Origin of the sequence: Kaistella palustris DSM 21579, assembly GCF_000422265.1 — a bacterium.
Taxonomy (GTDB): Bacteria; Bacteroidota; Bacteroidia; order Flavobacteriales; family Weeksellaceae; genus Kaistella; species Kaistella palustris.
In genome coordinates, this window is sequence record NZ_AULL01000013.1 from 190339 (window position 1) to 213364 (window position 23026).

Genomic DNA, 23026 nt, shown 5'->3' on the forward strand with positions numbered 1-23026 from the left:
ATGGAATTAGCAAACTTAGAACCTCAGATAATCTGGAAGAATTTCGCCGCCCTGAACAGCGTTCCGCGACCTTCGAAAAAAGAAGAAAAGGTAATTGAATTCATTAGGAATTTTGGCGAAAATTTGAATCTGGAAACTACGGTTGACGAAGTGGGAAATGTGATCATCAGAAAACCCGCCACACAGGGAATGGAAAACAGAAAACCCATCGTAATGCAGTCACACCTGGATATGGTTTGCCAAAAAAACAGCGATATAGATTTTGATTTTGAAACGCAGGGAATTGCTATGGAAGTTGATGGTGACTGGGTAAAAGCAAAGGGAACCACGCTTGGCGCCGACAACGGAATTGGTGTGGCAACTATTATGAGCGTACTGGAGAGCAATGATATTCCGCATCCCGCGCTGGAAGCGCTTTTTACTATTGATGAAGAAACCGGAATGACCGGTGCGATCGGGCTGAAACCACATCAGTTAAAAGGGGAAATACTTTTAAATCTTGATACTGAAGAAGATGATGAAATCGACATTGGCTGTGCAGGTGGAATCGACGTTACCGCTTCACAAACCTATAACCTGGAAGAAGCCAAAGGTCAGACTATAAAAATTACGGTCAAAGGTTTACAGGGTGGGCACTCCGGCATGGATATTCACAAAGGTTTTGGTAATGCGAACATTATTCTGGGAAGACTTTTATACACCGGACTTGAAAAACAGAATCTGCAGTTGATCTCGATTGACGGCGGCGGTTTGCGCAATGCCATTCCACGGGAGGCCAATGCTGTGATTTCTGTCCGCAATAGTGCTGAATTCGTGGATGAGGCAAACAATCTTCGGCGAGCGATAATGGAAGAATTTGCAGACATCGAGAAGGATCTTCAGATTAATATCGAAACATTTTCATCTGCCGATAAGGCAATTTCCGAAGACGATTCTGCAAAAATTATTCTTGTTTTGAAGTCGCTTCACAACGGGGTTTACAGAATGTCACCTGATGTGGCCGATCTCGTAGAAACTTCAAATAATGTCGCACGCGTAGAACTGAACAATGGTGCATTAAAGATTATGAACCTGTCCCGTTCCTCAGTAGAATCCACTAAATATGCTGTGGCAGAACAGTTAAAATCAGTATGCGAACTTGCAGATATGAAAGTGGAATTCAGTGGTTCATATCCCGGCTGGAAACCAAAACCCGGTTCGGAAATCGTGAAACTGATGGAGAAAATTTACGAAAAAGATTTTGGCCAGAAGCCACAGGTCGTCGCCTGCCACGCAGGTCTGGAATGTGGAATTATCGGTGCAAATTATCCCGAAATGGAAATGGTGAGTTTCGGACCTACAATCCGCGGCGCGCACTCGCCCGACGAGAAAGCAAATATTCCTTCGGTACAGAAATTCTGGGGATTTGTAAAACAGATCTTAGCGGAAATTCCGGTGAAATAAACATTCAGAAATAAAAAACAAAATGTGAGGTGCGTTTTGTTTTTTTTTGAATTTTTTTGGCTTGATCAACTGTCAAAAAATGAAATTGTACATTTAAATAATTATTGCCTGATGATGTTGGATAAAAACTTTAAACCACGGCTGATAATACTTTCTGATATGTGGGGAAAAGCGAAATCCGATTGGGTTTCATATTATATAGAAATCCTCAAGCCGCTGTTCGAGACTGTATATTACGATTGCCGCGTACTCGCAGAAATTCCCACACATAATATCGGCGAAGCCGAATTACACGGGCAGTTTACAGAAGGAGGCATTAGCAAAGCTGTTGAGAATTTAGTAAAACTTGAAGTTAATGCCAGCACAATTCTGGGTTTCAGCATTGGCGGAACTGTGGCGTGGAAAAGTTGCCTGCAGGGATTATCGTGCAGAAATATCTATGCGGTCTCCTCTACCCGACTTCGGAAAGAAACTGAAAAGCCTGCCGTTGTTACACAACTGATCTATGGCGAAAACGATCCTTACAAACCCGACAAGAAATGGTATGAAAGTATGAGACTGCCCGAAACTCTCATTAAAGGCGAAAGCCACAACTTTTATAGGGATAAAATTCGGGCATATCAAATTTGCGAAATGATTACAAAGAATTTAAACAAAGAAAAACCCTGAATTTCAGGGTTTTCACTTTTATCGCGCATCGGCGCGCTTGGTTTTATTTTTATTTTTTTTCTTTTTCGATGATTTTGTAAGCAGAAATCCCAGACCTAATCCAACGCCCATCATCAAAACGGTTTGCGTTTTTTTCGAAGGAACCGGCACTGCCATTTCGCCATAAATTCTCATCGGACTTTCAGAGGGATAATTTACATTTCCATCTGTATTCGTGGTGGCATTTTCTTTCATCACCAACCTCATCGCGGCAGAAGCGGTATTAATGATTGCTTTCGGGAAAAGACCGTACAAAACTTTCATCACCGCGGCGTAACCGTCAGTTATGAAACTTTTCTTCGGATTAACCGCGGCTTCAACCATATAACCGGCAAGCTGACGCGGGTCTGTAGAAAACGGCGGAATTTTAAAATCAAGACCGGAGTATTTCGCCGAATGCATATTTCCGGTAGACCTTTGAATTCCCGGATATAGTCCGACGATATGAATATTTGGTTCATCCGAAACTTCGCCCTGCAATCCTTCGACCATTCCACGTATCCCAAATTTCGTAGTTGAATAGGCTGTGGAATATGGCGCCGGCATATAACCGCCTATCGACACGTTGTTGATCAGAATTCCTTCTTTTTGTTTTTTAAATATTGGCAGAACGGCGTACGCGCCGTGCATATATCCCAAAAGATTGGTTTTCACGACCTGCTCCATACTTTCAAGCGGTATATCTTCGAATTTTCCGCTTGCCATCACGCCGGCGTTATTTACCCAGATGTCGATCCGGCCATTAAACTGGAGCGCGCGCTCGGCGAGATTTTTTACATCTTCTGCATTTGACACATCGGTCTGCACGCCAAGAGCAACTACACCCAGATCGTGGCAAAGCGCCACAGTTTCATCAAGTCCTTTCTGCCCACGCGCGGCAACAACCACGTTACAGCCGGCAAGGGCAAAAGCCTCTGCAGCTGCACGTCCTACGCCGCTTGTCCCACCTGTAATAACGACTGTTTTGCCGTGTAAATTTCCCACATTCCGCTCTCTTTCTGCTGTTGTATCCATTGTAATATTTATTTGTGGTTAAGGAAGTATCAATTTTTGTGCAACTTATTTTTCAATTCACTTTTGAAATTTACTGATGTTGATTCTAAAAAGAGAAATTCACTACTTTTAACCTATTAAATGATTCCAACATGACCAATAAAAATTCCTCTACCGAGCTTCTTCAATTACTGGAAGCGCGTTTTGAAAATAACAAAAACCGGCATGCGAACCTCAGCTGGAAAGACATTAAAAAGAAACTCGAAAAATATCCCGAAAAGCTGGAATCGCTGAAAAATATGGAAAAGACAGGTGGCGAACCCGATGTGGTGGGAGTTGATGGAAATACAGGTGAATATCTTTTCATGGACTGCGTGCCGGAGAGTCCGATACAGCGGCGAAGCCTATGTTACGACCAGGTAGCTCTCGAAAAAAGAAAAGAAAATAAGCCCGCCGGCAATGCGGTTACAGCGACAGAGGCTTTGGGAGTTGAGTTGTTGACCGAAGAAGAATACCGGTATTTACAGACAGTCGGCAAATTCGATCTAAAAACGTCGAGCTGGCTGAAAACTCCTGAAAATATCCGGAAACTGGGTGGTGCTGTTTTCGGAGACCGGCGGTACGACACGGTTTTCGTATATCACAATGGTGCCGAATCGTATTACGCCGGTCGTGGCTTCCGGGGCGTTCTGCGCGTTTAAACCTGCGGCTCAGTCCCTTTCAAGACTGAATGTTTTGGTTTTGCACTTTTAAAGATTAATAATTTCGCTGTTGCGACGTAAACTGCTGTTTTTGATTGAAAGCCTACATTTTCAGAAATCATCATTTTTTCCTTTGCTTCACATTTGTTAAACATTCCTGCCAGAAGGACAAAACCGAGCGTTTTTAAATTTTTCATTTCAATTGTTTTTACTGTGATGGTCATATTTAATGTTCCCGCGAGATACCGTTTTGTATCTTTTTAAAAGAAAAATCCCGTGACGTAACATTCTGTAAAATTAGATTTCCGGCAGACATCGAAATAGGAAAAAAAGGACAAAAGGAGTTTTTGCTTTCTATCTGATGAAGAAAAAAAGGCAAGGTGTAATTAAGTAAGAGAAACTTCGCGCGGCAATGTCTTCAGAAATCCAGTGGGTGTACATCCGGAGAATCTTTTAAATTCCGCAGACAAATGGGAACTGTCATAAAATCCGTGATCATACGCGAGGGAAGTCAGACTTTCGTTTTGTGGATTTGAAACGAGATATTCTTTAAGCGCATTAAAGCGGATAATACGCGCATAAAATTTAGGCGTAAGGCCAAGATAATTAAGGAATGCCCGCTCCAAAGTTTTTCTTGAGGTATTTGTCATGTTCTGCACATCGGCAATTTCGAGCTGGCCGCAGGAACCGGTGATCAGTGCAACCGCATTCTGTGCGTTCTGGATCCTGTAATGAACGGAAGTTTTATACATTTCGCGGCATAGGAATTTTTCGAGTACCTCGACGGTGGCTTCGAGTGACGGCGCAGACTGCATTTCATCACACAAAAAATCAAATCCTACCGGCCAGATATCTTCAGCGGCAATAATCTGATCCGCCATGTGTTCCATATTAATACCTGTAATCTTTGAAATCCCAAGTGCTTTGAATTTCACACCGATAATGTCAACGCCTTTTTCACTGGTTGTGATTACCCGCGGACAGGTTGGCTGCCCAAAGATATAAGCCTGCTTCGAAAGTGTAACTGTTTGTCCGTTATATTCATGATGTTCTGACTGCTGTTTAAAATTGAACGCCATGCCCTGAAGTAAAGGAGTCGCGTACAACTGAACGGCAGCATTTTCCAGATCGACCTTTGAATACCAGTAATATTCTACGACATCTGAAAGTTCGGGGCAGGGATGAAAAACGCGGTAAATCACTACGCTAAAATTTGTTATACCAGCTAAGTTACGCAACAATATTCATGATTGCAGCCGCTCATGAGGAAAATTTTCATAAAAAAAAGCCGATTCAGTTATTTTAATTTTAATTAATTAAAAGTTTATTTATAAAAAAAGCCGCAAATATTATCTGCGACTCAGAAAGGTCAAATGATCTTCAAAGATATTCAGCGTAATTTTCTGTTTATGGATATGGAGCGATTGCGACTTCCAGACCATCAATTTCCTCTGAGATATGGATCTGGCAGCCTAAGCGGGAATTGCTTTGTACATGAAAAGCTTCCGAAAGCATAGCATCTTCCTCATCGCCCATTTCCTGCAGTTTATCTGCACCGTCATTGATGTAAACCTGGCAGGACGCGCACATGGCCATTCCTCCGCAAACGCCAATTGTGCCTTCGTCAGCTAATTCGTAGGAGCGAATAACCTCCATCAAATTCATCGACATATCTGTGGGCGCAATCACATCGTGTGTTTCGCCGTTCCGGTCTGTAATTTTTATATGTATATCCTGCATTTTTTCCGTTCTAATGGTTTGGGCTTTCAGATCTTAGTCGATTTTTTTAACAACTGCTTTTTCGGCTTCTTTCCGTGTACCGTCGAAACCGTCGACGCCACTTACTGTGGTATATTTTAAGACGAATTTTTTGCCGGGATTCAACATATTGTAGACACTTTGGCACATTAATGTAGCTTCGTGGAAACCGCACAGAATCAGCTTCAGCTTGCCGGGATAGGTATTGATATCTCCGATCGCATACACGCCGGGAATGTTTGTCTGATAATCCAGTGCATTATTTACAACGATCGCATTTTTCTGGATCTCAAGTCCCCAGTCGGCCAGAGCGCCGAGTTTTGGTGTAAGTCCGAAAAGCGGAATAAAGTAGTCGGTTTCCAGATCGAAGGTTTCACCTTCTTTTTCTACGGTGATCGCGGTTAGTTTGCCTTCTCCTTTCAAACCTACAACCTCGGCAGGAGTCATCATGGTAATTTTTCCCTGGTCTTTCAGCGCCTGCACTTTTTCTACAGAATCCAGCGCGCCACGAAATTCATTTCGGCGGTGTATTAAAGTCACCTCACTTGCGATCTCCGCGAGAAAGATGCTCCAGTCTAAAGCTGAATCTCCACCACCGGCGATCACTACTTTTTTGTTTCGGAAATGTTCAGGTTCTTTAATAAAGTATTCTACACCGTTTTCTTCATAATCTGCAAGATTTTCCAGACTTGGTTTGCGTGGTTCGAAAGTGCCTAAGCCGCCCGCGATTGCTACAGCTTTCGCATGATGCACCGTACCTTTGTTGGTGATGACTTCAAATGTTCCGTCGTCAAGCTTTTTCAGGGTTTCTGCGGTTTCTCCCAAAGTAAATCCGGGTTGAAACTGCTTGATCTGCTCCATTAAATTATCAACAAGTTCGCCTGCGTTGATCGAAGGGAAACCCGGAATATCGAAAATAGGTTTTTTGGGATAAAGTTCGGTAAGCTGACCGCCCGCCTGCGGAAGTGCGTCGATCAGATGGCATTTTAACTTCAGTAGACCGGCTTCAAAAACTGCAAAAAGACCCGTAGGACCTGCTCCTATAATCAATATATCACTTGTAATCATCGATGATTTTTTTGTAAAATTTATTTCTGCAAATTTAAGAAAAATAAAAGAACAGCGCTTTGCATACAGTAGCTAATTATGACACAAAAACACCATGAAAGAGAGGTTTTTCATTTATGGCAAATTTTTTGCAAAACACTCGGCATGAAAAAGATTTTTAGCGCATTTATAATACTTTATTCCGTTTTGGGATTCGCCCAAAAATTCGATAATATAAAATCCGGCGAAGTTTTAAACTACAGAATCCATTACGGAATTCTGAATGCCGGCACGGCAACTTTAACTACTCTTAAAACCACATTTCAGGGCAAACCGCATTTTTATGTAAAAGGTTACGGCCGGACTACAGGTGCTGTTCGTGCTTTTTTTAAGGTGGAAGATAACTACGAAAGTTTCATTAATTACAATACCGCGCTGCCCAGCTTCTACGTACGGAATGTGAAAGAAGGCGGATATACGCAGCATTTGCAGACCGTTTTTAATCAGGATAACCAAACGCTGATCCTTACAGATAAAGAAAAGAACACCTCGAAAGTAGTGAAGACCGTGAAAAATGTGCAGGACATGCTTTCTGCTTTCTATTATCTGCGCAGTCTGGAACCGGGCGAACTGAAGGTAGGCACCGTGAAAAAGCTGGATGTGTGGATTGATGATGAACTGTTCCCTTTTCAGCTGAAGGTGGTTGGGACTGAGAATGTGAGTACAAAATTCGGAACCATCAACTGTCTGAAAATTATTCCGCAGGTCATCAGCGGGCGCGTATTTAAAGATAAAGAAGGTGTTACACTCTGGGTGAGTAACGACAGGAATTTGATTCCCATTTCTATAAAAGCCGAACTGGCAGTTGGTTCGCTGAAAGCCAGCCTGGATTCTTACAGAAATGTAAAATATCCTTTACAGTTTTAAGAAAAATTAATATAAAGATCGGTTTCGGCCGGTTTTTTTTGTCGGTATGTAACATTGCAGTAGGGTCTGTTGTCTTATAAAAAAACAGACAATGACCACTAAACTCTTAACCTGTGCTTTGTTGGCGCTTTCCATTCATTTGGCAGCCCAGCAAACGCAAAATGATTCCATCAGCAGGAAAAAACTTACTGCCCTGAAAATCTCAGCCGCACCAAAAATTGACGGTATTCTGGATGAAGAAATCTGGCAATCTGCCAAAACTGCTACCCAGTTCACGGAACGGCGGCCCAATAACGGAATGCCTGCCTCTGAACTGTTACGAACGGAAGTAAAAGTTTTATATGATGACACCGGAATTTACATCGGCGCCATGCTTTACGACAGCGAACCGACGAAAATATCAAGAGAACTTACGGAACGCGACAATATTGAAAATGATGATATTTTTGGCGTAACCATTAACGGCTACAACGACCACCAACAAAGTCTCGAATTTCTGGTGCTGCCTACAGGCGTGCAGTGCGACGCAAAAATTACCAATGATTTTGGCGAAGATTTCAGTTACAACGGCGTTTGGTATTCGGCGGTAAAAATTACGGATGAAGGTTGGTCCATAGAAATGAAAATTCCTTATTCGGAATTGCGTTTTCCCAAAACTGATGTTCAGGAGTGGGGAATAAACTTTCTAAGGCTTGTAAACCGCACAAGTACGATCTACGACTGGAATTTCGTGAATAATAAAAAAGGTTCCTATATGCTTTACGACGGGATCTTAGGCGGCATCGAAAATATAAAACCACCCACGCGCCTTTCATTTCTACCCTATTTTTCAGCTTACCTGAATAATTTTGCAGGAAAGACAACCGCTGATTTCAATGGCGGCATGGATTTGAAATACGGAATTAATGATGCCTTTACGCTGGATGTAACACTTATCCCGGATTTTGGTCAGGCTTCATTCGATAAGTCGGTGTTGAATCTCTCGCCTTTTGAAGTTCAGTTTAATGAGCAGCGGTCTTTTTTTACGGAAGGCACAGAACTTTTCAGTAAGGGTGATCTCTTCTATTCACGTCGGGTCGGCGGAAACCCGTCGCGTGTTCCCACATTGAAAGAGAATGAAGAAATCCTGGAGAACCCGGAAAAAGTAAAACTCTTCAATGCTGTGAAGGTTTCTGGCCGCACAAACAAAGGATTGGGTATTGGTTTCTTTAATGGCATTACGGAAAAAATGAGTGCCAGACTGCAAAATATTCAAACGGGCGAAATACGCACGGAGGTTGCAGAACCCTGGACAAATTATAATGTGCTGGTATTGGACCAAAGGTTCCGGGAGAATTCTTCGGTAACGCTGGTGAATACCAATGTAACGCGCAATGGCGACTTTCGGGATGCCAACGTGAGTGCGCTGCTGTTCGACATTAAAAACAAAAAAAACACTTACGGTTATTCCGGTGCGGCAAAAACCAGTTTTGTCCTGGAAAACGGAACAGAAAAAGGAAATGAATTTTCCGGTGCTTTTGATAAGATATCGGGCGAAAACCGGTTCGGCGCCAATTATTTCCTCAGGACAAAAGATTATAATATTGGTGATCTGGGATATTACGACCGGACAAATTTTCACAAAATAAGCGGCTACTATTCTTACCGGTTCCTGCAGCCGCGGGGAAATCTCAACCAGTTAAACTACAATCTTACACTCACGCACACGCGCCGACTTGATCAGGATCTTTTCTCAGAATTCATCATTCACAATAACATCGAGATGCAGACAAAAAACTTTTTCAATTTCGGTGGCGGTCTTATGATATGGCCTTTCGGTCAAAATGATATTTACGAAGCCAGAACTGAAGGCAGATTTCTGAAAATCCCCGCAATGATCAATCCCTGGATCTTCATTAATACCGACAGCCGCAAAAAATTCCGTGTCAATACGTATATCGATTACTATGCTTACAACGAAAAAGGACGGTATATCTTAAAATACGAACTGAATCCGAGCTATAAGTTTTCCGATCATTTACGGCTGTATTATAATGCCTCCTTTGATTATGAAAATAATGACCGTGGATTTACCGGCAAAAGTGCCGACGATATTTTTATCGGCCAACGCAACCGGTTTACTGTAGAAAACAGCATTTCATCTCAATATACCTTTAATGATAAAATGGCGCTCAACCTTTCTTTCCGGCATTATTTCTCTGAGGTGACCTATAAAAACTTCTATACTTTAAATGCAGACGGAACCGTGGCGGACACAGACCGGTTTACAGAAAACCGCGACGGCACGTTCAATTCCTGGAACCTTGATCTGCGCTACTCGTGGTGGTTTGCGCCTGGAAGTCAGTTAACGCTGCTGTACAGAAATGCCGTTGGGAATTACTTAGATATCTCACGGATAAGCCTGAAGGATAATTTCGACCGGCTTTTTGCGGAACCGATGGCGAATAATATATCCTTAAAACTCACATATTACATCGATTATAACCGGGCAAAGCATTGGTTTAAAAAGAAAAATTAAAAATTTAACTCATAAATAAAAAGACCGTTTCCTGAGAAAGAAACGGTCTTTTATATTTCTAAAAAATCCTTTTTAAAGTGATTTAAACTGCTGGAGCATTCTCTTGTCGTTTTCAAAGAACATACGGATATCGCCCATTTGGTAAAGCAACATCACGATGCGCTCGATTCCCATACCAAAAGCATATCCTGAATATTTGTCGGCATCAATGTTTACATTCTGCAAAACTGCAGGATCTACCATGCCACAGCCCATAATCTCCAGCCAGCCGGTTCCTTTTGTAATTCTGTAATCGGTTTCTGAGTTTAAACCCCAATACACGTCTACTTCTGCGCTTGGCTCCGTGAAGGGGAAATATGAAGGCCTCAATCTGATCTTGGATTTACCGAAAAGTTCTGTGGTAAAAAACTGCAGCGTCTGCTTAAGATCTGCAAAACTCACATTCTCATCTATATACAAACCTTCGATCTGGTGGAAGATGCAGTGCGACCGGGAAGAAATCGCCTCGTTTCGGAACACGCGGCCCGGCGAAAGAATCCTGATCGGCGGCTGGTTCTCTTCCATATATCTGATCTGTACAGAAGAAGTATGCGTACGCAGAAGGATATCCGGATCGGTCTCCAGAAAAAATGTATCCTGCATATCGCGTGCCGGGTGATATTCCGGCAAATTCAGGGCGGTAAAATTGTGCCAGTCATCTTCAATTTCAGGACCGTCGGCCACGGCAAAACCTATGGATTTAAAAATCTCGATGATCCGGTTTTTTACCAGATTGATCGGATGCCTCGTTCCCAGCTCGGCAGGAAATCCAGGTCTTGTAAGATCTTCTTTAATCTGAATGATCTGTGAGGTTCCGGCATTTTTCAGGTCGGTAAGTTTACTTTCTACCGCCTGTTTCAGCGTATTGATCTTCTGACCGAATTCCTTTTTCTGTTCGTTTGGAACATCTTTAAATTTGCCGAAGATTTCGTTTAAAATACCTTTTTTTCCACTGAACCTTATACGAAACTGCTCGATCTCGTCTTTATTCGCGGAGGTGAAATTCTGCACTTCAATCAGTAACTCATCAATCTTCTCTAACATTATGTTCTAAATATATATGCTGCAAAAATACGGTTTTTTACGGATATTCAGAGACAGAAAACCGCCGGACAATCAGGAATTAAGAAAAGTAAGAAACCGGTCGATGGCTTTTTTCCTGTGACTGATCATGTTTTTTTCGCTCGCGGTCATTGCGGCAAATGTAACCGCGTGATTTTCCGGGATAAAGATGGGGTCGTAGCCGAAACCCTTGCTTCCCGATATTTCCGCTGTTAAATTCCCCTGTACGCGTCCTTCAAAATAATGCACTCCGCTATCATCTACGAGACACATTACGGTAATAAAATATGCCTTTCGGTTTTTTTCGCCTTCCATTTCCCGCAGGACTTTTGACATATTTTTTTCGAAGTCGTGATTTCCGGCATAGCGCGCTGAATATATTCCGGGCCGGCCGTCCAGAGCTTCTACCACCAATCCGGAATCATCGCCCAAACTTGCTTTACCGGTTTTTTCAAAACAGTATTTTGCTTTGATGAGGGCATTTTCGTGAAACGTTTCACCATCTTCCACAATTTCTTCGTGAATACCGTAATCGGTAAGCGACATAACTGTAAAACGTTCACCGAGGATTTGCTGAATTTCTTCCTTTTTATGCACGTTATGCGTGGCAACAAGTATTTCCATTTTTTTCTTTTATTATTCTTAAAAATATATTAACTGATCTCGAGTTTCCCCGACTAAACTCTGTCAAAGCTGAACTGCGCCAAACTTAAACACTTATAAGGTACGCGATTTCTTTTTATTCTAAAAATCTGCAGAAAACTTTCACAAGGTTCCGCCTTATTCATTATCCAGATAATGCACGCGGTATTTCCGGGTAAACAGATAATAAAAAAGAGGAAATAGAATAAGTCCGGCGAGCAAAATATAATATTCAGAGATTTTAAAAGTTTCGGAAAAGCTTTCTGTTTTTCCGTAGAAAATCAGCACAGATGAACATAAATTATTGAAAGCGTGCAGCAGAATCGACATCAGAAGCGATTTTGTTTTGTAATACACCACGCCCAGAACGCTGCCCAGCAAAACCGCACCAACGAACTGCCAGGGATTCCCATGGACCAGACCAAATAAAAGCGCCGAAAAGGCAATTGCTTTCCACGGTTTCACACCTTTGTTTATAAGGCCTTTCTGAACAATTCCGCGAAAAACAATTTCTTCAAACAGCGGCGCCATCACTACCGCAAGCAAGATCAAAGTCGGCTTATCATTGGTCATCTGTTCCATTAGGCGCGAAAAATAGTCGTAAAAGGGACCAAAGAAAGAACCGGAAACCGGGATTTGGCCGGTGATAAATTCAGCGATGAACATCATGCCAACCATCATTGGAAAAATCAAAAAATACGTCGTAAGATTGGTGGGCGAAAAATTAAAATTCAGTTTGCGCCCTGTCTCGGGACGGACAATCAGGAAATCAAAGGCTAATATGGCGCCGATAAATGCCGCTGCGTTGGCCATGATCAGATAAAAATCATTGTACTGCAGATTTACATTAAATACAAAAATTGAAAATACATTAATAACTGAAACAAGCAAACTGCCCGCAAATAGGCCGCCCACAAGTGCACCGGCGCCTTTCCAGCCAAAAGTGAACTTTTTATTCCTTGATTGTAAAACCATTTAAAATTGTATTGGGCAAATATAAATTAAATCTGATAAAGCTTTTGTTCCCTGTTTGGCGGTCGGGAAAAAACGCGGCACACTGCAGTTTTTATAATCCATAAAAAAACACGATTTTTGCAGTCTCAAAATTTATTATGGCGGACCTCCTCACAGAAATCGGAAAACGAAAAACCTTCGGAATTATCTCACACCCAGATGCCGGAAAAACCACACTTACTGAAAAACTGCTGCTTTTTGGTGGCGCGATTCAGGAAGCCGGTGCGGTAAAATCAAATAAAATCAAAAAGGGAGCGACATCTGATTTTATGGAGATCGAAAGACAGCGTGGTATTTCCGTAGCGACGTCTGTGTTGGCTTTTGAATATAAAAATCACAAGATCAACATTTTAGATACACCCGGGCACAAGGATTTTGCCGAAGATACATACCGGACTTTAACCGCCGTAGATTCGGTGATAGTGGTGATCGATGTGGCCAAAGGTGTGGAAGAGCAAACAGAGAAGCTGGTAAAAGTCTGCAGAATGCGGAATATCCCGATGTTGGTTTTCATCAATAAACTCGACCGTGAAGGAAAAGATGCCTTTGATCTCTTGGATGAAGTGGAACAGAAACTGGGACTGACCGTAGTGCCGCTTTCATTGCCGATCGGTATGGGCAGCGAGTTTCAGGGAATTTATAATATCTGGGAAAATAACATTCAGCTTTTTCTGGAGGAAAAGAAACAAAAAGTGGGTGAAGCTGTAAAATTCAGCGACATCAATGATACACATATCGACGAAGTTATTGGTTCAAAAGCTGCCACCACTTTACGTGAGGAGCTGGAACTGGTGCAATCGGTTTATCCGGAATTTAACCGCGAAGACTATCTGAAAGGCGATCTGCAACCTGTTTTCTTTGGTTCTGCTCTGAACAATTTTGGCGTGCGCGAACTTCTCGACACGTTTATAGAAATCGCGCCCATGCCGCAACCCAAAGAAAGCGATACGCGACTTGTAAAGCCTGAGGAAAAAGATTTTACAGGATTTGTATTTAAGATCCATGCAAATATGGATCCTAAACACCGCGACAGACTGGCGTTTGTAAAGATCGTTTCCGGAACTTTTAAAAGAAATGAGAATTACCTGCTTGTACGGGAAAATAAAAAAATGAAGTTTTCATCACCAAACGCTTTTTTCGCAGATAAAAAAGAAATTGTAGATGAAAGTTTTCCCGGCGATATTGTGGGACTTCATGATACGGGAAATTTCAGGATCGGCGATACGCTGACGGGTGGTGAAAAAATCTCCTTTAAAGGTGTGCCGAGCTTCTCGCCGGAACATTTCCGCTATATTAATAATGATGATCCGCTGAAAGCAAAACAACTGGCCAAAGGCATCGATCAGTTGATGGACGAAGGTGTAGCGCAACTCTTCACTATGGATATGAACAACCGAAAAATTATCGGAACGGTTGGTGCACTTCAGTATGAAGTTATACAGTACAGACTGGAACATGAATACGGCGCGAAATGTACCTACGAACCACTTTCCATTCACAAAGCCTGCTGGATTGAAGCCGATGAAAAGTCGGAAGAATTTCAGGAATTTGCGCGGTTGAAACAGCGATTTATGGCGCGCGATAAATTCGGTCAGCGTGTGTTTTTGGCCGATTCTTCCTTTACGATACATATGACACAGGAAAAGTTCCCAAATGTTAAATTACACTTTATCAGTGAGTTTGCGCAGGAATAGGCGTTTTCGCGATATCGCTATTTATTTTTAATGACTTCAAAATCTAAATTGACCGTAAAAAGTTGGAGTTGATTTTCTTTGAGGAATGGCTTTGTAAACTTCCTTCAAAAATATTTGCAACAACCATTAATCCAAAAAACTACCGATTGCAAGTTGCGGTTCTTTTATAAGGAATGTTATTTGATTCCATTTTGGCGTTATTAATTCAAACCAAAAAATGAAGAACCTAATTCTTGCCATTCTGTTTGCTGCAGCGCTCATTTCCTGCGACAAAAGCACAATCCAACAAACTACGGATTCCATAAAAACCGCTGACAGCATTTTCGATAAAACCGGTAACCGCCTGAAAACACTGGATTCCATTCGTAAATCGATCAGCGATTCCGACGGTATTGCCAAAAAAGTCATCATTCCGGAAATTGTACGGCAGAAAAAAGTGATCGACAGCACGATCCGAAGCGGCGCATACACCATAGATTCCATAAACAGGGATTTTGAGAGGATTACAAAAAACGTGAAAGTAGGGACCGATGTGGCTAAAACCCTGGATTCAGCCAACGACGCGATTAACCGTGGCGAAAGTCCATTGAAAGTTTTAACGAGAACCGCAGATAAGATCCTGAAACAGACACGCGTAAAATCAAGCCCAGCCGAAGATAAAAACCTTTCTACGTCGCCACCGCAAAAAGATATGAACACAATCCCATCCATTCGCCAGGACAATCCGGTTACCAAAACTGCGGCACTGGAAATTGAAGTCGATGATCTTTCGGCGGCGAAAGCAACTTTAAAACAAAAAGTGCGGGAGAACAATGCAGATCTCGTTTCCGAAAATTTCAGCAGCACCGAAGGTGTTCAGCGTAACCGACTGAGTATAAAAGTTCCGCTGCAGAATTTTGATGATCTGGTAAATACCATTTCTTCGCAGCTTGGCGATGTGCGAATGAAAAGTATGACCTCCGAAGGGACAGATTATCAATCCGCGCAGATGTGTGACGTAGAAATAACGCTGGTGCAGAATGAAAAAATGGCCGGTGAACAGTTCGGCACCGAGGCCGGCAAAACTGACAGTTTTGGTTCTAAGTCTTCGGGTGCTTTTATGCAGGGATTTGATTTAGTGAAGAAAATGGTGCTGGCGCTTCTACCCTTCTGGCCATTTTTCCTGATTGCCGCCGCTGTCCTTTTCTTTATCTTAAAGAGTCGCAGAAAAAAGGAAATCTCCAGGGCTAAAGATTCTGTGCCGGATGATGCAGTTGTAACCGACAAGCTGGCAAATGATCATTTAGAGGAAGCACCGGCGGACAGCAAACCCGACGACCTCAGCGAACCGGACTATTCCAAATATCTGCCGAAGAATTAGAAATTAGTGCTCACCTGCGGATTATGAAATCAGTTTTGAATTATTCCGGATGTTCTTATGTGAAACAATCTTTAAACTGACACTAAAAAGAATTGATCTTACCGCTCGTCATTAAATAATAAAAAACTACGGCAGCTACGATCAATACAGCATAAATCCCAATAAGTAATTTCTGTTTCTTTAGCAGCGATAAGATCAGAAGGCCCAAAATACCTGCCATTAAAAGTCCCAGCTTCTGTTCGGGAACTCTTATGAACAAAGAAACAGCGACGAGCCCGAGCGCCAGAAAATGGAAAATTCTTTCGCGTTTTAAAATTACTTCTTTCATTGCCTAAAAATAAGAAATCCTTTCATAACCGAAAGGATTTGCTTTTATTTCATGTTCACCACGCGGTCTACGACATACGTTGTATTACCGCGCCAGGGCAGAACACCGTGATATTCTTTGTAATGCAGGTCAAAAGTCTTACCGTTGTTTACTTCGAGTTGGTTGAAAACAGCTTCATCTTCAATCGAAAATTCGAATTCGTAACTGGTCAGGCTTCCTGTTTTGGAATTGGCACCAAATCCCTGCTGAATGAGCTTGCCTTCATACGTTTTGAACACATTACCTTTCTTCACGGCGTAATTTAAAACACCGGATTTTACGCCTTCGCCAAATACAAAATAATATTTGTACCAGATAAATCCTGCGAACAAAACTGCGACGGAAAGGATTGTTAACCAAACATATTTGTTTCTCATTTTATCTCGGTTTAAGAATTATTTTTTGGCAATGCTGCGCGAAATCACAATTTTCTGAATCTCCGAAGTTCCTTCGTAAATCTGCGTGATCTTGGCATCGCGCATCATTCTTTCAACGTGATATTCTTTTACATAGCCATAGCCGCCGTGGATCTGTACCGCTTCTATCGTGGTATCCATTGCCACCTGCGAGGCATATAATTTTGCCATGGCGCCGATCTCAGAAATATCTTTGCCTTCATCTTTTTCAGTTGCGGCTTTATAACAAAGCATTCTGGCTGCCATGATATTGGTTGCCATATCCGCAAGTTTAAACGCGATCGCCTGGTGATTTATAATTTCTGTTTTAAAGGCTTTACGGGTCTGTGCGTAAGCGAGCGAAAGTTCATAGGCGCCGCTTGCGATTCCCAAAGCCTGAGAAGCGATGCCAATTCGGCCACCGTTTAAAACTGCCATGGCAAATTTAAATCCAAAACCATCTTCACCAATCCTGTTTTCTTTCGGCACCTTCACATCAGTAAATAAAAGTGAATGCGTGTCGCTTCCGCGGATTCCGAGTTTATCTTCTTTCGGACCTACGGCAAAACCTTCCCAACCTTTCTCAACAATAAACGCATTGATGCCTTTGTGCTTCTTTTCGGGATCGGTTTGTGCGATTACAATATAATAAGTGGCGTTACCACCGTTTGTGATCCAGTTTTTGGTTCCGTTCAGCAGGTAATGATCACCTTTGTCAACCGCTGTAGTCTGCTGCGAAGTAGCATCGGAACCGGCTTCGGGTTCTGAAAGGGCAAATGCGCCTATGACTTCGCCACTTGCCAGCGGCTTCAGATATTTCATTTTTTGCTCTTCATTGCAGAATTTTTCCAGACCAGCGCAAACCAGCGAGTTGTTTACAGACATCACTACGGCTGCAGAAGCATCGACTTTTGCGATCTCTTCAATAGCCAGAACGTAGGAAACGCTGTCCATTCCCGCGCCGCCATATTTCGGATCCACCATCATTCCCAGAAAACCCAGTTCGCCCATCTTTTTTACCTGCTCGTGCGGAAATTTCTGTGCATTGTCCCGTTCGATCACGCCCGGTAAAAGTTCGTTCTGTGCAAAATCTCTCGCCGCCTGCTGAATCATCAACTGTTCTTCCGATAAATTAAAATTCATAAAATTAAATATTGATTGTCGGTAAAAATACGACTTTTCTAAAAAGTAAAAAATTTATATTCATTACCTTTCACTTTATTGAAGACAAGACGTTTTTTAAAAGATTTTCATTAAGAAAAAAGCAAATTACAACCTTATTCAGCACAGAAAAATCCTGTTTTGCGGTTTAAAATAAAAATGATATTTTTACCACACTGCGGCCCTATTTTTTCTGTTGAAAGTTGCCCGCAGATATCCATAAATAATCATGCTATGCCTATAAAAAGAATTTTCGATTTCGCACACGAAGCGCTGAATAAATATCCGCAGGATGAAATGTTCGCTACGAAATATAATGGGGTTTGGGAAAAGACATCAACGCAGGAATATCTGCATCTGGGAAATTCAATTTCGCGCGGTTTGCTGAAACTCGGCATAAAACCGGGCGACAAAATTGCGCTGATTACTACGGCAACACGCACAGAATGGGCAGTTATGGATCTTGGAATTTCGCAGATCGGCGCCGTATCGGTTCCGGTTTACCCAAGCATTTCTCCCGAAGACTATAATTATATCTTCAATAATGCGGAAGTTCAGTATTGTTTTGTTTCCGACAGTGTGCTGCTGGAGAAAGTGCTGAAGATAAAAGAAAATATTCCGTCGCTGAAGGGAATTTTCAGTTTTGATGAAATTGAAGGTACGGCGAACTGGAATGAAATCCTGGATCTTGGTAAAGAGGAAGCTACCCAAAATGAGGTTGATGATCTGGCGAAAAGCATTAATTCTGAAGATCTGGCAACTATTATTTACACGTCGGGAACAACGGGCCGGCCAAAAGGTGTAATGCTGACACATCAAAACATAGTCTCGAATGTGCTGGGTTCAAATCCAAGAATCCCGCCGATTCCAGGGCTTGATTATAAAGAAATTAAAATCCTGAGCTTTTTACCGATTTGCCATATTTTCGAAAGGATGCTTTTTTACCTGTACCAATATAACGGTTACACAATTTATTTCGCGGAGAGCATTGAAAAAATGGGCGACAACATCAAAGAAGTGCAACCGCATCTGATGTCTGTGGTGCCGCGACTTGTGGAAAAAGTGTACGATAAGATTTACGATAAAGGAACAAGCGCCGGCGGAATCAAAGCCAAAATTTTCCTCTGGGCACTGAGCGTAAATAAAGCAAAAGAAAAAATTGGGAAACCTTCGGGGTTGAAAGAAATCATTGCCGATAAACTAGTTTTCAAAAAATGGCGCGAAGGTCTTGGTGGAAATATCATTACGCTGGTGTCCGGTTCAGCGGCACTGTCGCCACGGCTGAATAAAATGTTTCAAAATGCCGGAATACCTATTCTGGAAGGTTACGGACTCACTGAGACTTCACCGGTGATTGCGGTTAACAGTTTCGGGAAAATAAAAGTTGGAACTGTTGGTCATGTGCTGGAAAACCTGGATGTGAAAATTCAGGAAGACGGTGAGATTACAGTTAAAGGCCCTTCCGTTTTTAAAGGTTATTTTAAAAACGAAGAACAGACAAAAGAGGCTTTCACACCCGACGGTTATTTTAAAACCGGTGATATTGGACATATTGATGATGAAGGCTATCTGCATATCACGGACAGGAAGAAAGAGATGTTCAAAACTTCGGGCGGGAAATACATTGCACCACAGATCATTGAAAACCAGGCAAAAGCATCAAAATTCATCGAACAGGTAATGGTAGTTGGCGACGGCGAAAAAATGCCATGCGCTTTTGTACAGCCCGATTTCAATTTTGCAAAATCCTGGGCGGCCAGAAAAAACATCAATATCGGTGAAACACCGGCGGAAATCGCCAGCAGTCCTGAACTGAAGGAAAGAATAGGAAAAGACATCGATTACCTGAACACAAAACTGGGCAGTTGGGAACAGATCAAGCGTTTCGAGCTTACTCCCGAACTTTGGTCCATTGAAATGGGATTGCTTACACCTACATTAAAACTGAAAAGAAAAGCGGTAAAAGAACATTACCTCAAACTTTATAATAAGATGTACGGGCACGAGGAGTAAACTTTAAGAGAAAATTTAAAGCGAATACATTTTTGTGTTTGTTGATAATGTTCTTTGATTTAATGTTGTATCCTTTCATTTGTATTAAACTTCCCGAAAGTGAAAAACTTACAGTAATATCTTATTATTTAGCGGGATTTACGCGCAATCTACTTTTAATATTTGCATTTTGAATTTACAAAGGCATTTTTGCAGATTGTTATGAATATTCAGCAGAGGAACATTTTCAATGTATTAAGCACCCAAAAGTCCTTTTTGCAACGCATACTGTTTGGCGCTAAAGTCTGTTTTTCCGTTTATGAAATTTAGTTAAACCACTATTAACCACCATTTTAGGCTTGCGCATCTTGGTGATCTAATTTATTAAAACAGTGCGCGCTCGTTCCTATTTTACAACGTACAAGAACAGAGTACGAAACTCCGGCTCTTTATTCCGCGGTGTGTCTCGATGGTCAGTCAACTTTCTCTCGGCCTTCCCTTTTTTAAGATTAAGGAATTTGTAGGAAAAATCCGACATGGAATGATACATCGGCACTGCGTGAGCTTTATATTTTTCTTAACTTCATTTTTAATTTGTATATTTGTTTATCACAAAGAGTTTTTTACGAAAGATAATTCATATTTTTTGCGTTTTTTATTAAAAAAGCGCATGACAAGGAAATAGATTTTAAGGTAGAGAGACTTACCACTCACTCGAACAGACACAAAACAAAACACAATCACGATGAAAAAACCAATCACATCTACGCTGCAATGATGGGAATTTTCTTTACTAATTTTTAATTCCATTTCTCATCTGCCAATCTCCATCTGTGGAAATGATTCAGTTCGCTTCAACTTTACAACCGTTGCTAGAAGAATTTTAGCAGCCATTTTTCCGGTCAGATTTTTTCCGGCGACCAGTGGAGCTTTAAACTGTTTTCGCCTGGGATATTCTCTTCTCTTAGATTTATCCGGGATTTTATCCTAACCATACCACCGATCTACCTGCCATCGGCCTGCAAATGGACCACGGTTGTATTTCCACAGACACTGCAAACAAACGGGGATAAATCATCTTGTCCAAGCAAAATGAATTCGCTACAACCTTTGACATCAAAATTAAAGTTCAACAGGTTTCATCCCGTGAAGATGATAGCAGCCTACCAACAATTTACAACTTAACTATTATTAAAATTACAGCTATATGATAAGTATAAGATCTCATTAACAAAACACTAAACACAAACACTATGAAAAACACATTTACACTTCTATGCTTCCTCTGCGCATACAGCCTTTTTGGGCAGGGTCCCATACCGCGAGCCGAGGTTAACTTAAACGAAGTCTACTCCCAGTACAGTTTAACAGGAGAAGGCGTATTGGTTGTGATGATCGACCGCGGTATCGATTACAGCCATCCCGACTTCATCGATGAAAACGGTGATACGAGGTTTGCTTATATCTTTGATATGATCGACCAGACGGGAGCCGGCGCACCAAATAATCCCTATGGTGTAGGTACCGTATTCGACCATAACACCATCAATACTGCGCTGCACAGTAGTGCACCACCGTTGTCGATGGACAGGTTCGGTCACGGAACAGCCACCACAGGTATAATTTGTGGTAATGGAAGCGGAACGGCAGACCGCCAGTTTCACGGTGTTGCAACAAAAGCGACCATCATCAGCATAAAAATTACACATGATGCTTTTCCGTCTTTTAATGGCCTGCCCGGACAAACCGCCTTTTGGAACCCCGCATATATTGCGATTGCATTACAGTTTGCCAAGGATAAGATAGCGGAACTGGGCCTTCCCTCTGTTACTTTAATGAACATTGGCTCTTTAGGCGGTCCTTCAGATGGTACGAGTACATACAGCAGAGCCATTGATGACTATGTTGCAAGCGGGCACCCGTTTGTGTGCGGGATCGGAGACGATGGCGGCCGCGAAAACAATGCCTCCGGAAATATTGCGCAGGGTGAAACCGCGGAATTAGTTGTGAACAAAGCAGTTGCAGGAAATCTGCGTTTTGATCTTTGGTACAGTGAAGATGATCGTTTTACGGTAAGCTTTGTAAGACCTAACGGCACAACAGAAGGCCCGTTTACAGCGCCTGGCGGACCGAACGGCTATGTGGATCTAAACCTGGGAGATATCTATATGGCGCATCGCGGCAGTAATCAGGACGGCTGGGGTTCAACCGCTTACCGAAGAGAATTGATCGTGGATTTTTCGGGAACAGGCATTTATAAAGTTATTCTTAAAGGCGCCACCATTGTTAACGGAAAGTTTAACGCTTCCTTAAGTCCTTCTAATTTTGCCATTAATAATAAATTTGAATCCTATGCAGTTCCCGGAGGCAGCATCAATGATTTTGCGACGGCTAAACTGAATATTGTACCTACAGACTATGTAATAAGTCCGGGATGGTATGATATTAATGGAGTTTTCCGACATTTCACAGGGCAGGGCAGCCCGGGAGAAATCTGGCCCGGCTCAAGTGAAGGTCCCACTCAGGATGGCAGGCTGGCACCCGATTTTGCAGCACCTGGAGAGATCGCTTTATGCGCGCACAGCCCGAATACCTACTACAGCAGATCACCCAACACTCTGGCACAAAACAGCAACGGACTCTATGGAATACAAAATGCGGTAAGCGCTGCCGCGCCTCTAGCAACGGGAATTATTGCTTTAATGTTAGAAGTAAATCCGGATTTAACTGCGGCACAAATCAAAACGATCTTGCGAAACTCCTGCAAACAGGATGCTTTCACAGGAACCGTTCCCAACAACACTTGGGGCTACGGAAAACTGGATGCTCTGCTTGCAATACAGAACGCGATTACGTTGGGTGTGGAACAAGCCGGACGTAAAAATACCGTCGTATACCCGAATCCAACCACTGGCCCTTTCACCATCAATTTAGATAAAAAATACATTGATGTGAATGTACAGATACTCACCATGCCCGGGCAAATTATTTCTTCAGAGAAGTACAAGGACACAAAAAAAGTTACCTCTGAAATCAAAGGTGTTGCCGGCGTTTATCTGATCAAGGTTAATGCCGGCAACAGGACTCTTAAATCGTTTAAAATAATTAAGCAATAGCTTATTTTGTGGCTGAATTTTAAAACAAATGACTTCGGATATCTGTTTTATTGAAAAGAAATTACGGCAATAAAACTTCGGTCTGATTA

Annotated in this window: 20 protein-coding genes; 9 read left to right on the forward strand and 11 right to left on the reverse strand. The window is 42.1% G+C overall.

Annotation, left to right across the window (positions count from 1 at the left end):
- Together H562_RS0104300 and H562_RS0104305 are read left to right on the forward strand one after the other, a co-directional pair.
- The gene (locus H562_RS0104300) at positions 1-1443 is read left to right on the forward strand and encodes an aminoacyl-histidine dipeptidase (protein WP_027376378.1); all 1443 of its coding nucleotides are present in this window, start codon (positions 1-3) and stop codon (positions 1441-1443) included.
- A gap of 111 nt (positions 1444-1554) precedes the next feature.
- Positions 1555-2112: an alpha/beta hydrolase gene (locus H562_RS0104305; protein WP_156831957.1), complete on the forward strand. Its 558-nt coding sequence runs from the start codon at positions 1555-1557 to the stop codon at positions 2110-2112.
- Positions 2113-2130: 18 nt separating this feature from the next.
- Here the strand turns inward: H562_RS0104305 and H562_RS0104310 are convergent, their stop codons facing one another.
- Complete coding sequence (locus tag H562_RS0104310) at positions 2131-3165, reverse strand: SDR family oxidoreductase (RefSeq protein ID WP_051190391.1); 1035 nt, start codon at positions 3163-3165, stop codon at positions 2131-2133.
- A gap of 131 nt (positions 3166-3296) precedes the next feature.
- Here H562_RS0104310 and H562_RS0104315 point away from each other — a divergent pair, with 131 nt between their 5' ends.
- Positions 3297-3845 carry a DUF4256 domain-containing protein gene (locus H562_RS0104315; RefSeq protein ID WP_027376381.1) on the forward strand — a complete coding sequence of 183 codons (549 nt, stop codon included), beginning with the start codon at positions 3297-3299 and terminating at the stop codon, positions 3843-3845.
- Here H562_RS0104315 and H562_RS0104320 read toward each other — a convergent pair.
- From H562_RS0104320 to H562_RS0104335, 4 genes are all read right to left on the reverse strand, one after another.
- Positions 3842-4042, reverse strand: a complete 201-nt coding sequence (locus tag H562_RS0104320) for a hypothetical protein (RefSeq protein ID WP_156831958.1) — start codon at positions 4040-4042, stop codon at positions 3842-3844. The genes H562_RS0104315 and H562_RS0104320 overlap by 4 nt on opposite strands.
- Before the next feature lie 189 nt (positions 4043-4231).
- Positions 4232-5047, reverse strand: a complete 816-nt coding sequence (locus H562_RS0104325) for a helix-turn-helix domain-containing protein (protein ID WP_027376383.1) — start codon at positions 5045-5047, stop codon at positions 4232-4234.
- Positions 5048-5252: 205 nt separating this feature from the next.
- A complete protein-coding gene (locus H562_RS0104330; RefSeq protein ID WP_027376384.1) occupies positions 5253-5585 on the reverse strand; it encodes a 2Fe-2S iron-sulfur cluster-binding family protein in 333 nt (110 codons plus the stop codon).
- 33 nt (positions 5586-5618) lie between these two features.
- Positions 5619-6671, reverse strand: coding sequence for an NAD(P)/FAD-dependent oxidoreductase (locus H562_RS0104335; protein WP_027376385.1), 1053 nt, complete (start codon positions 6669-6671; stop codon positions 5619-5621).
- Between the two features lie 144 nt (positions 6672-6815).
- Here H562_RS0104335 and H562_RS0104340 point away from each other — a divergent pair, with 144 nt between their 5' ends.
- Entirely contained in the window at positions 6816-7577 is a 762-nt protein-coding gene (locus H562_RS0104340; RefSeq protein ID WP_027376386.1) for a DUF3108 domain-containing protein, read from the forward strand.
- A gap of 91 nt (positions 7578-7668) precedes the next feature.
- Positions 7669-10095, forward strand: coding sequence for a DUF5916 domain-containing protein (locus tag H562_RS0104345; RefSeq protein ID WP_027376387.1), 2427 nt, complete (start codon positions 7669-7671; stop codon positions 10093-10095).
- Between the two features lie 72 nt (positions 10096-10167).
- Here the strand turns inward: H562_RS0104345 and pheS are convergent, their stop codons facing one another.
- The 3 genes from pheS to H562_RS0104360 all read right to left on the reverse strand — a co-directional run bounded on the left by pheS (position 10168) and on the right by H562_RS0104360 (position 12813).
- A complete protein-coding gene (gene pheS, locus H562_RS0104350) occupies positions 10168-11178 on the reverse strand; it encodes a phenylalanine--tRNA ligase subunit alpha (protein ID WP_027376388.1) in 1011 nt (336 codons plus the stop codon).
- Between the two features lie 72 nt (positions 11179-11250).
- Complete coding sequence (rdgB, locus tag H562_RS0104355; RefSeq protein ID WP_027376389.1) at positions 11251-11820, reverse strand: RdgB/HAM1 family non-canonical purine NTP pyrophosphatase; 570 nt, start codon at positions 11818-11820, stop codon at positions 11251-11253.
- 156 nt (positions 11821-11976) lie between these two features.
- Entirely contained in the window at positions 11977-12813 is an 837-nt protein-coding gene (locus H562_RS0104360; RefSeq protein WP_027376390.1) for a CPBP family intramembrane glutamic endopeptidase, read from the reverse strand.
- Between the two features lie 137 nt (positions 12814-12950).
- Here H562_RS0104360 and H562_RS0104365 point away from each other — a divergent pair, with 137 nt between their 5' ends.
- Both H562_RS0104365 and H562_RS0104370 read left to right on the forward strand, forming a co-directional pair.
- The gene (locus H562_RS0104365) at positions 12951-14546 is read left to right on the forward strand and encodes a peptide chain release factor 3 (RefSeq protein WP_027376391.1); all 1596 of its coding nucleotides are present in this window, start codon (positions 12951-12953) and stop codon (positions 14544-14546) included.
- 217 nt (positions 14547-14763) lie between these two features.
- Complete coding sequence (locus H562_RS0104370) at positions 14764-15906, forward strand: DUF4349 domain-containing protein (RefSeq protein ID WP_027376392.1); 1143 nt, start codon at positions 14764-14766, stop codon at positions 15904-15906.
- Positions 15907-15988: 82 nt separating this feature from the next.
- Here the strand turns inward: H562_RS0104370 and H562_RS0104375 are convergent, their stop codons facing one another.
- The 3 genes from H562_RS0104375 to H562_RS0104385 are packed head-to-tail and all read right to left on the reverse strand — an operon-like array spanning position 15989 to position 17811.
- Positions 15989-16234 carry a hypothetical protein gene (locus tag H562_RS0104375; protein WP_027376393.1) on the reverse strand — a complete coding sequence of 82 codons (246 nt, stop codon included), beginning with the start codon at positions 16232-16234 and terminating at the stop codon, positions 15989-15991.
- Between the two features lie 44 nt (positions 16235-16278).
- The gene (locus H562_RS0104380; protein ID WP_027376394.1) at positions 16279-16650 is read right to left on the reverse strand and encodes a hypothetical protein; all 372 of its coding nucleotides are present in this window, start codon (positions 16648-16650) and stop codon (positions 16279-16281) included.
- A gap of 18 nt (positions 16651-16668) precedes the next feature.
- On the reverse strand, positions 16669-17811 hold the full coding sequence (locus H562_RS0104385) for an acyl-CoA dehydrogenase (RefSeq protein WP_027376395.1): 1143 nt from the start codon (positions 17809-17811) through the stop codon (positions 16669-16671).
- 252 nt (positions 17812-18063) lie between these two features.
- On the opposite strand from H562_RS0104385, the gene H562_RS0104395 reads away from it, so the two are divergent.
- Complete coding sequence (locus H562_RS0104395) at positions 18064-19842, forward strand: AMP-dependent synthetase/ligase (RefSeq protein WP_027376396.1); 1779 nt, start codon at positions 18064-18066, stop codon at positions 19840-19842.
- Positions 19843-21074: 1232 nt separating this feature from the next.
- On the forward strand, positions 21075-22937 hold the full coding sequence (locus H562_RS15710; RefSeq protein WP_084466324.1) for a S8 family peptidase: 1863 nt from the start codon (positions 21075-21077) through the stop codon (positions 22935-22937).
- The last annotated feature ends 89 nt before the right edge of the window (positions 22938-23026 follow it).

Excerpts from the sequence above, each read along its gene's own strand:
- H562_RS15710 (WP_084466324.1), top strand. The coding sequence starts at position 21,075 with ATGAAAAACACATTTACACTTCTATGCTTCCTCTGCGCATACAGCCTT.
- H562_RS0104385 (WP_027376395.1), bottom strand. The coding sequence starts at position 17,811 with ATGAATTTTAATTTATCGGAAGAACAGTTGATGATTCAGCAGGCGGCG.
- H562_RS0104300 (WP_027376378.1), top strand. The coding sequence starts at position 1 with ATGGAATTAGCAAACTTAGAACCTCAGATAATCTGGAAGAATTTCGCC.
- H562_RS0104315 (WP_027376381.1), top strand. The coding sequence starts at position 3,297 with ATGACCAATAAAAATTCCTCTACCGAGCTTCTTCAATTACTGGAAGCG.
- H562_RS0104360 (WP_027376390.1), bottom strand. The coding sequence starts at position 12,813 with ATGGTTTTACAATCAAGGAATAAAAAGTTCACTTTTGGCTGGAAAGGC.
- pheS (WP_027376388.1), bottom strand. The coding sequence starts at position 11,178 with ATGTTAGAGAAGATTGATGAGTTACTGATTGAAGTGCAGAATTTCACC.
- H562_RS0104380 (WP_027376394.1), bottom strand. The coding sequence starts at position 16,650 with ATGAGAAACAAATATGTTTGGTTAACAATCCTTTCCGTCGCAGTTTTG.
- H562_RS0104375 (WP_027376393.1), bottom strand. The coding sequence starts at position 16,234 with ATGAAAGAAGTAATTTTAAAACGCGAAAGAATTTTCCATTTTCTGGCG.
- H562_RS0104330 (WP_027376384.1), bottom strand. The coding sequence starts at position 5,585 with ATGCAGGATATACATATAAAAATTACAGACCGGAACGGCGAAACACAC.
- H562_RS0104305 (WP_156831957.1), top strand. The coding sequence starts at position 1,555 with ATGATGTTGGATAAAAACTTTAAACCACGGCTGATAATACTTTCTGAT.
- H562_RS0104345 (WP_027376387.1), top strand. The coding sequence starts at position 7,669 with ATGACCACTAAACTCTTAACCTGTGCTTTGTTGGCGCTTTCCATTCAT.
- rdgB (WP_027376389.1), bottom strand. The coding sequence starts at position 11,820 with ATGGAAATACTTGTTGCCACGCATAACGTGCATAAAAAGGAAGAAATT.
- H562_RS0104310 (WP_051190391.1), bottom strand. The coding sequence starts at position 3,165 with ATGGATACAACAGCAGAAAGAGAGCGGAATGTGGGAAATTTACACGGC.
- H562_RS0104365 (WP_027376391.1), top strand. The coding sequence starts at position 12,951 with ATGGCGGACCTCCTCACAGAAATCGGAAAACGAAAAACCTTCGGAATT.
- H562_RS0104335 (WP_027376385.1), bottom strand. The coding sequence starts at position 6,671 with ATGATTACAAGTGATATATTGATTATAGGAGCAGGTCCTACGGGTCTT.
- H562_RS0104370 (WP_027376392.1), top strand. The coding sequence starts at position 14,764 with ATGAAGAACCTAATTCTTGCCATTCTGTTTGCTGCAGCGCTCATTTCC.
- H562_RS0104340 (WP_027376386.1), top strand. The coding sequence starts at position 6,816 with ATGAAAAAGATTTTTAGCGCATTTATAATACTTTATTCCGTTTTGGGA.
- H562_RS0104320 (WP_156831958.1), bottom strand. The coding sequence starts at position 4,042 with ATGAAAAATTTAAAAACGCTCGGTTTTGTCCTTCTGGCAGGAATGTTT.
- H562_RS0104395 (WP_027376396.1), top strand. The coding sequence starts at position 18,064 with ATGCCTATAAAAAGAATTTTCGATTTCGCACACGAAGCGCTGAATAAA.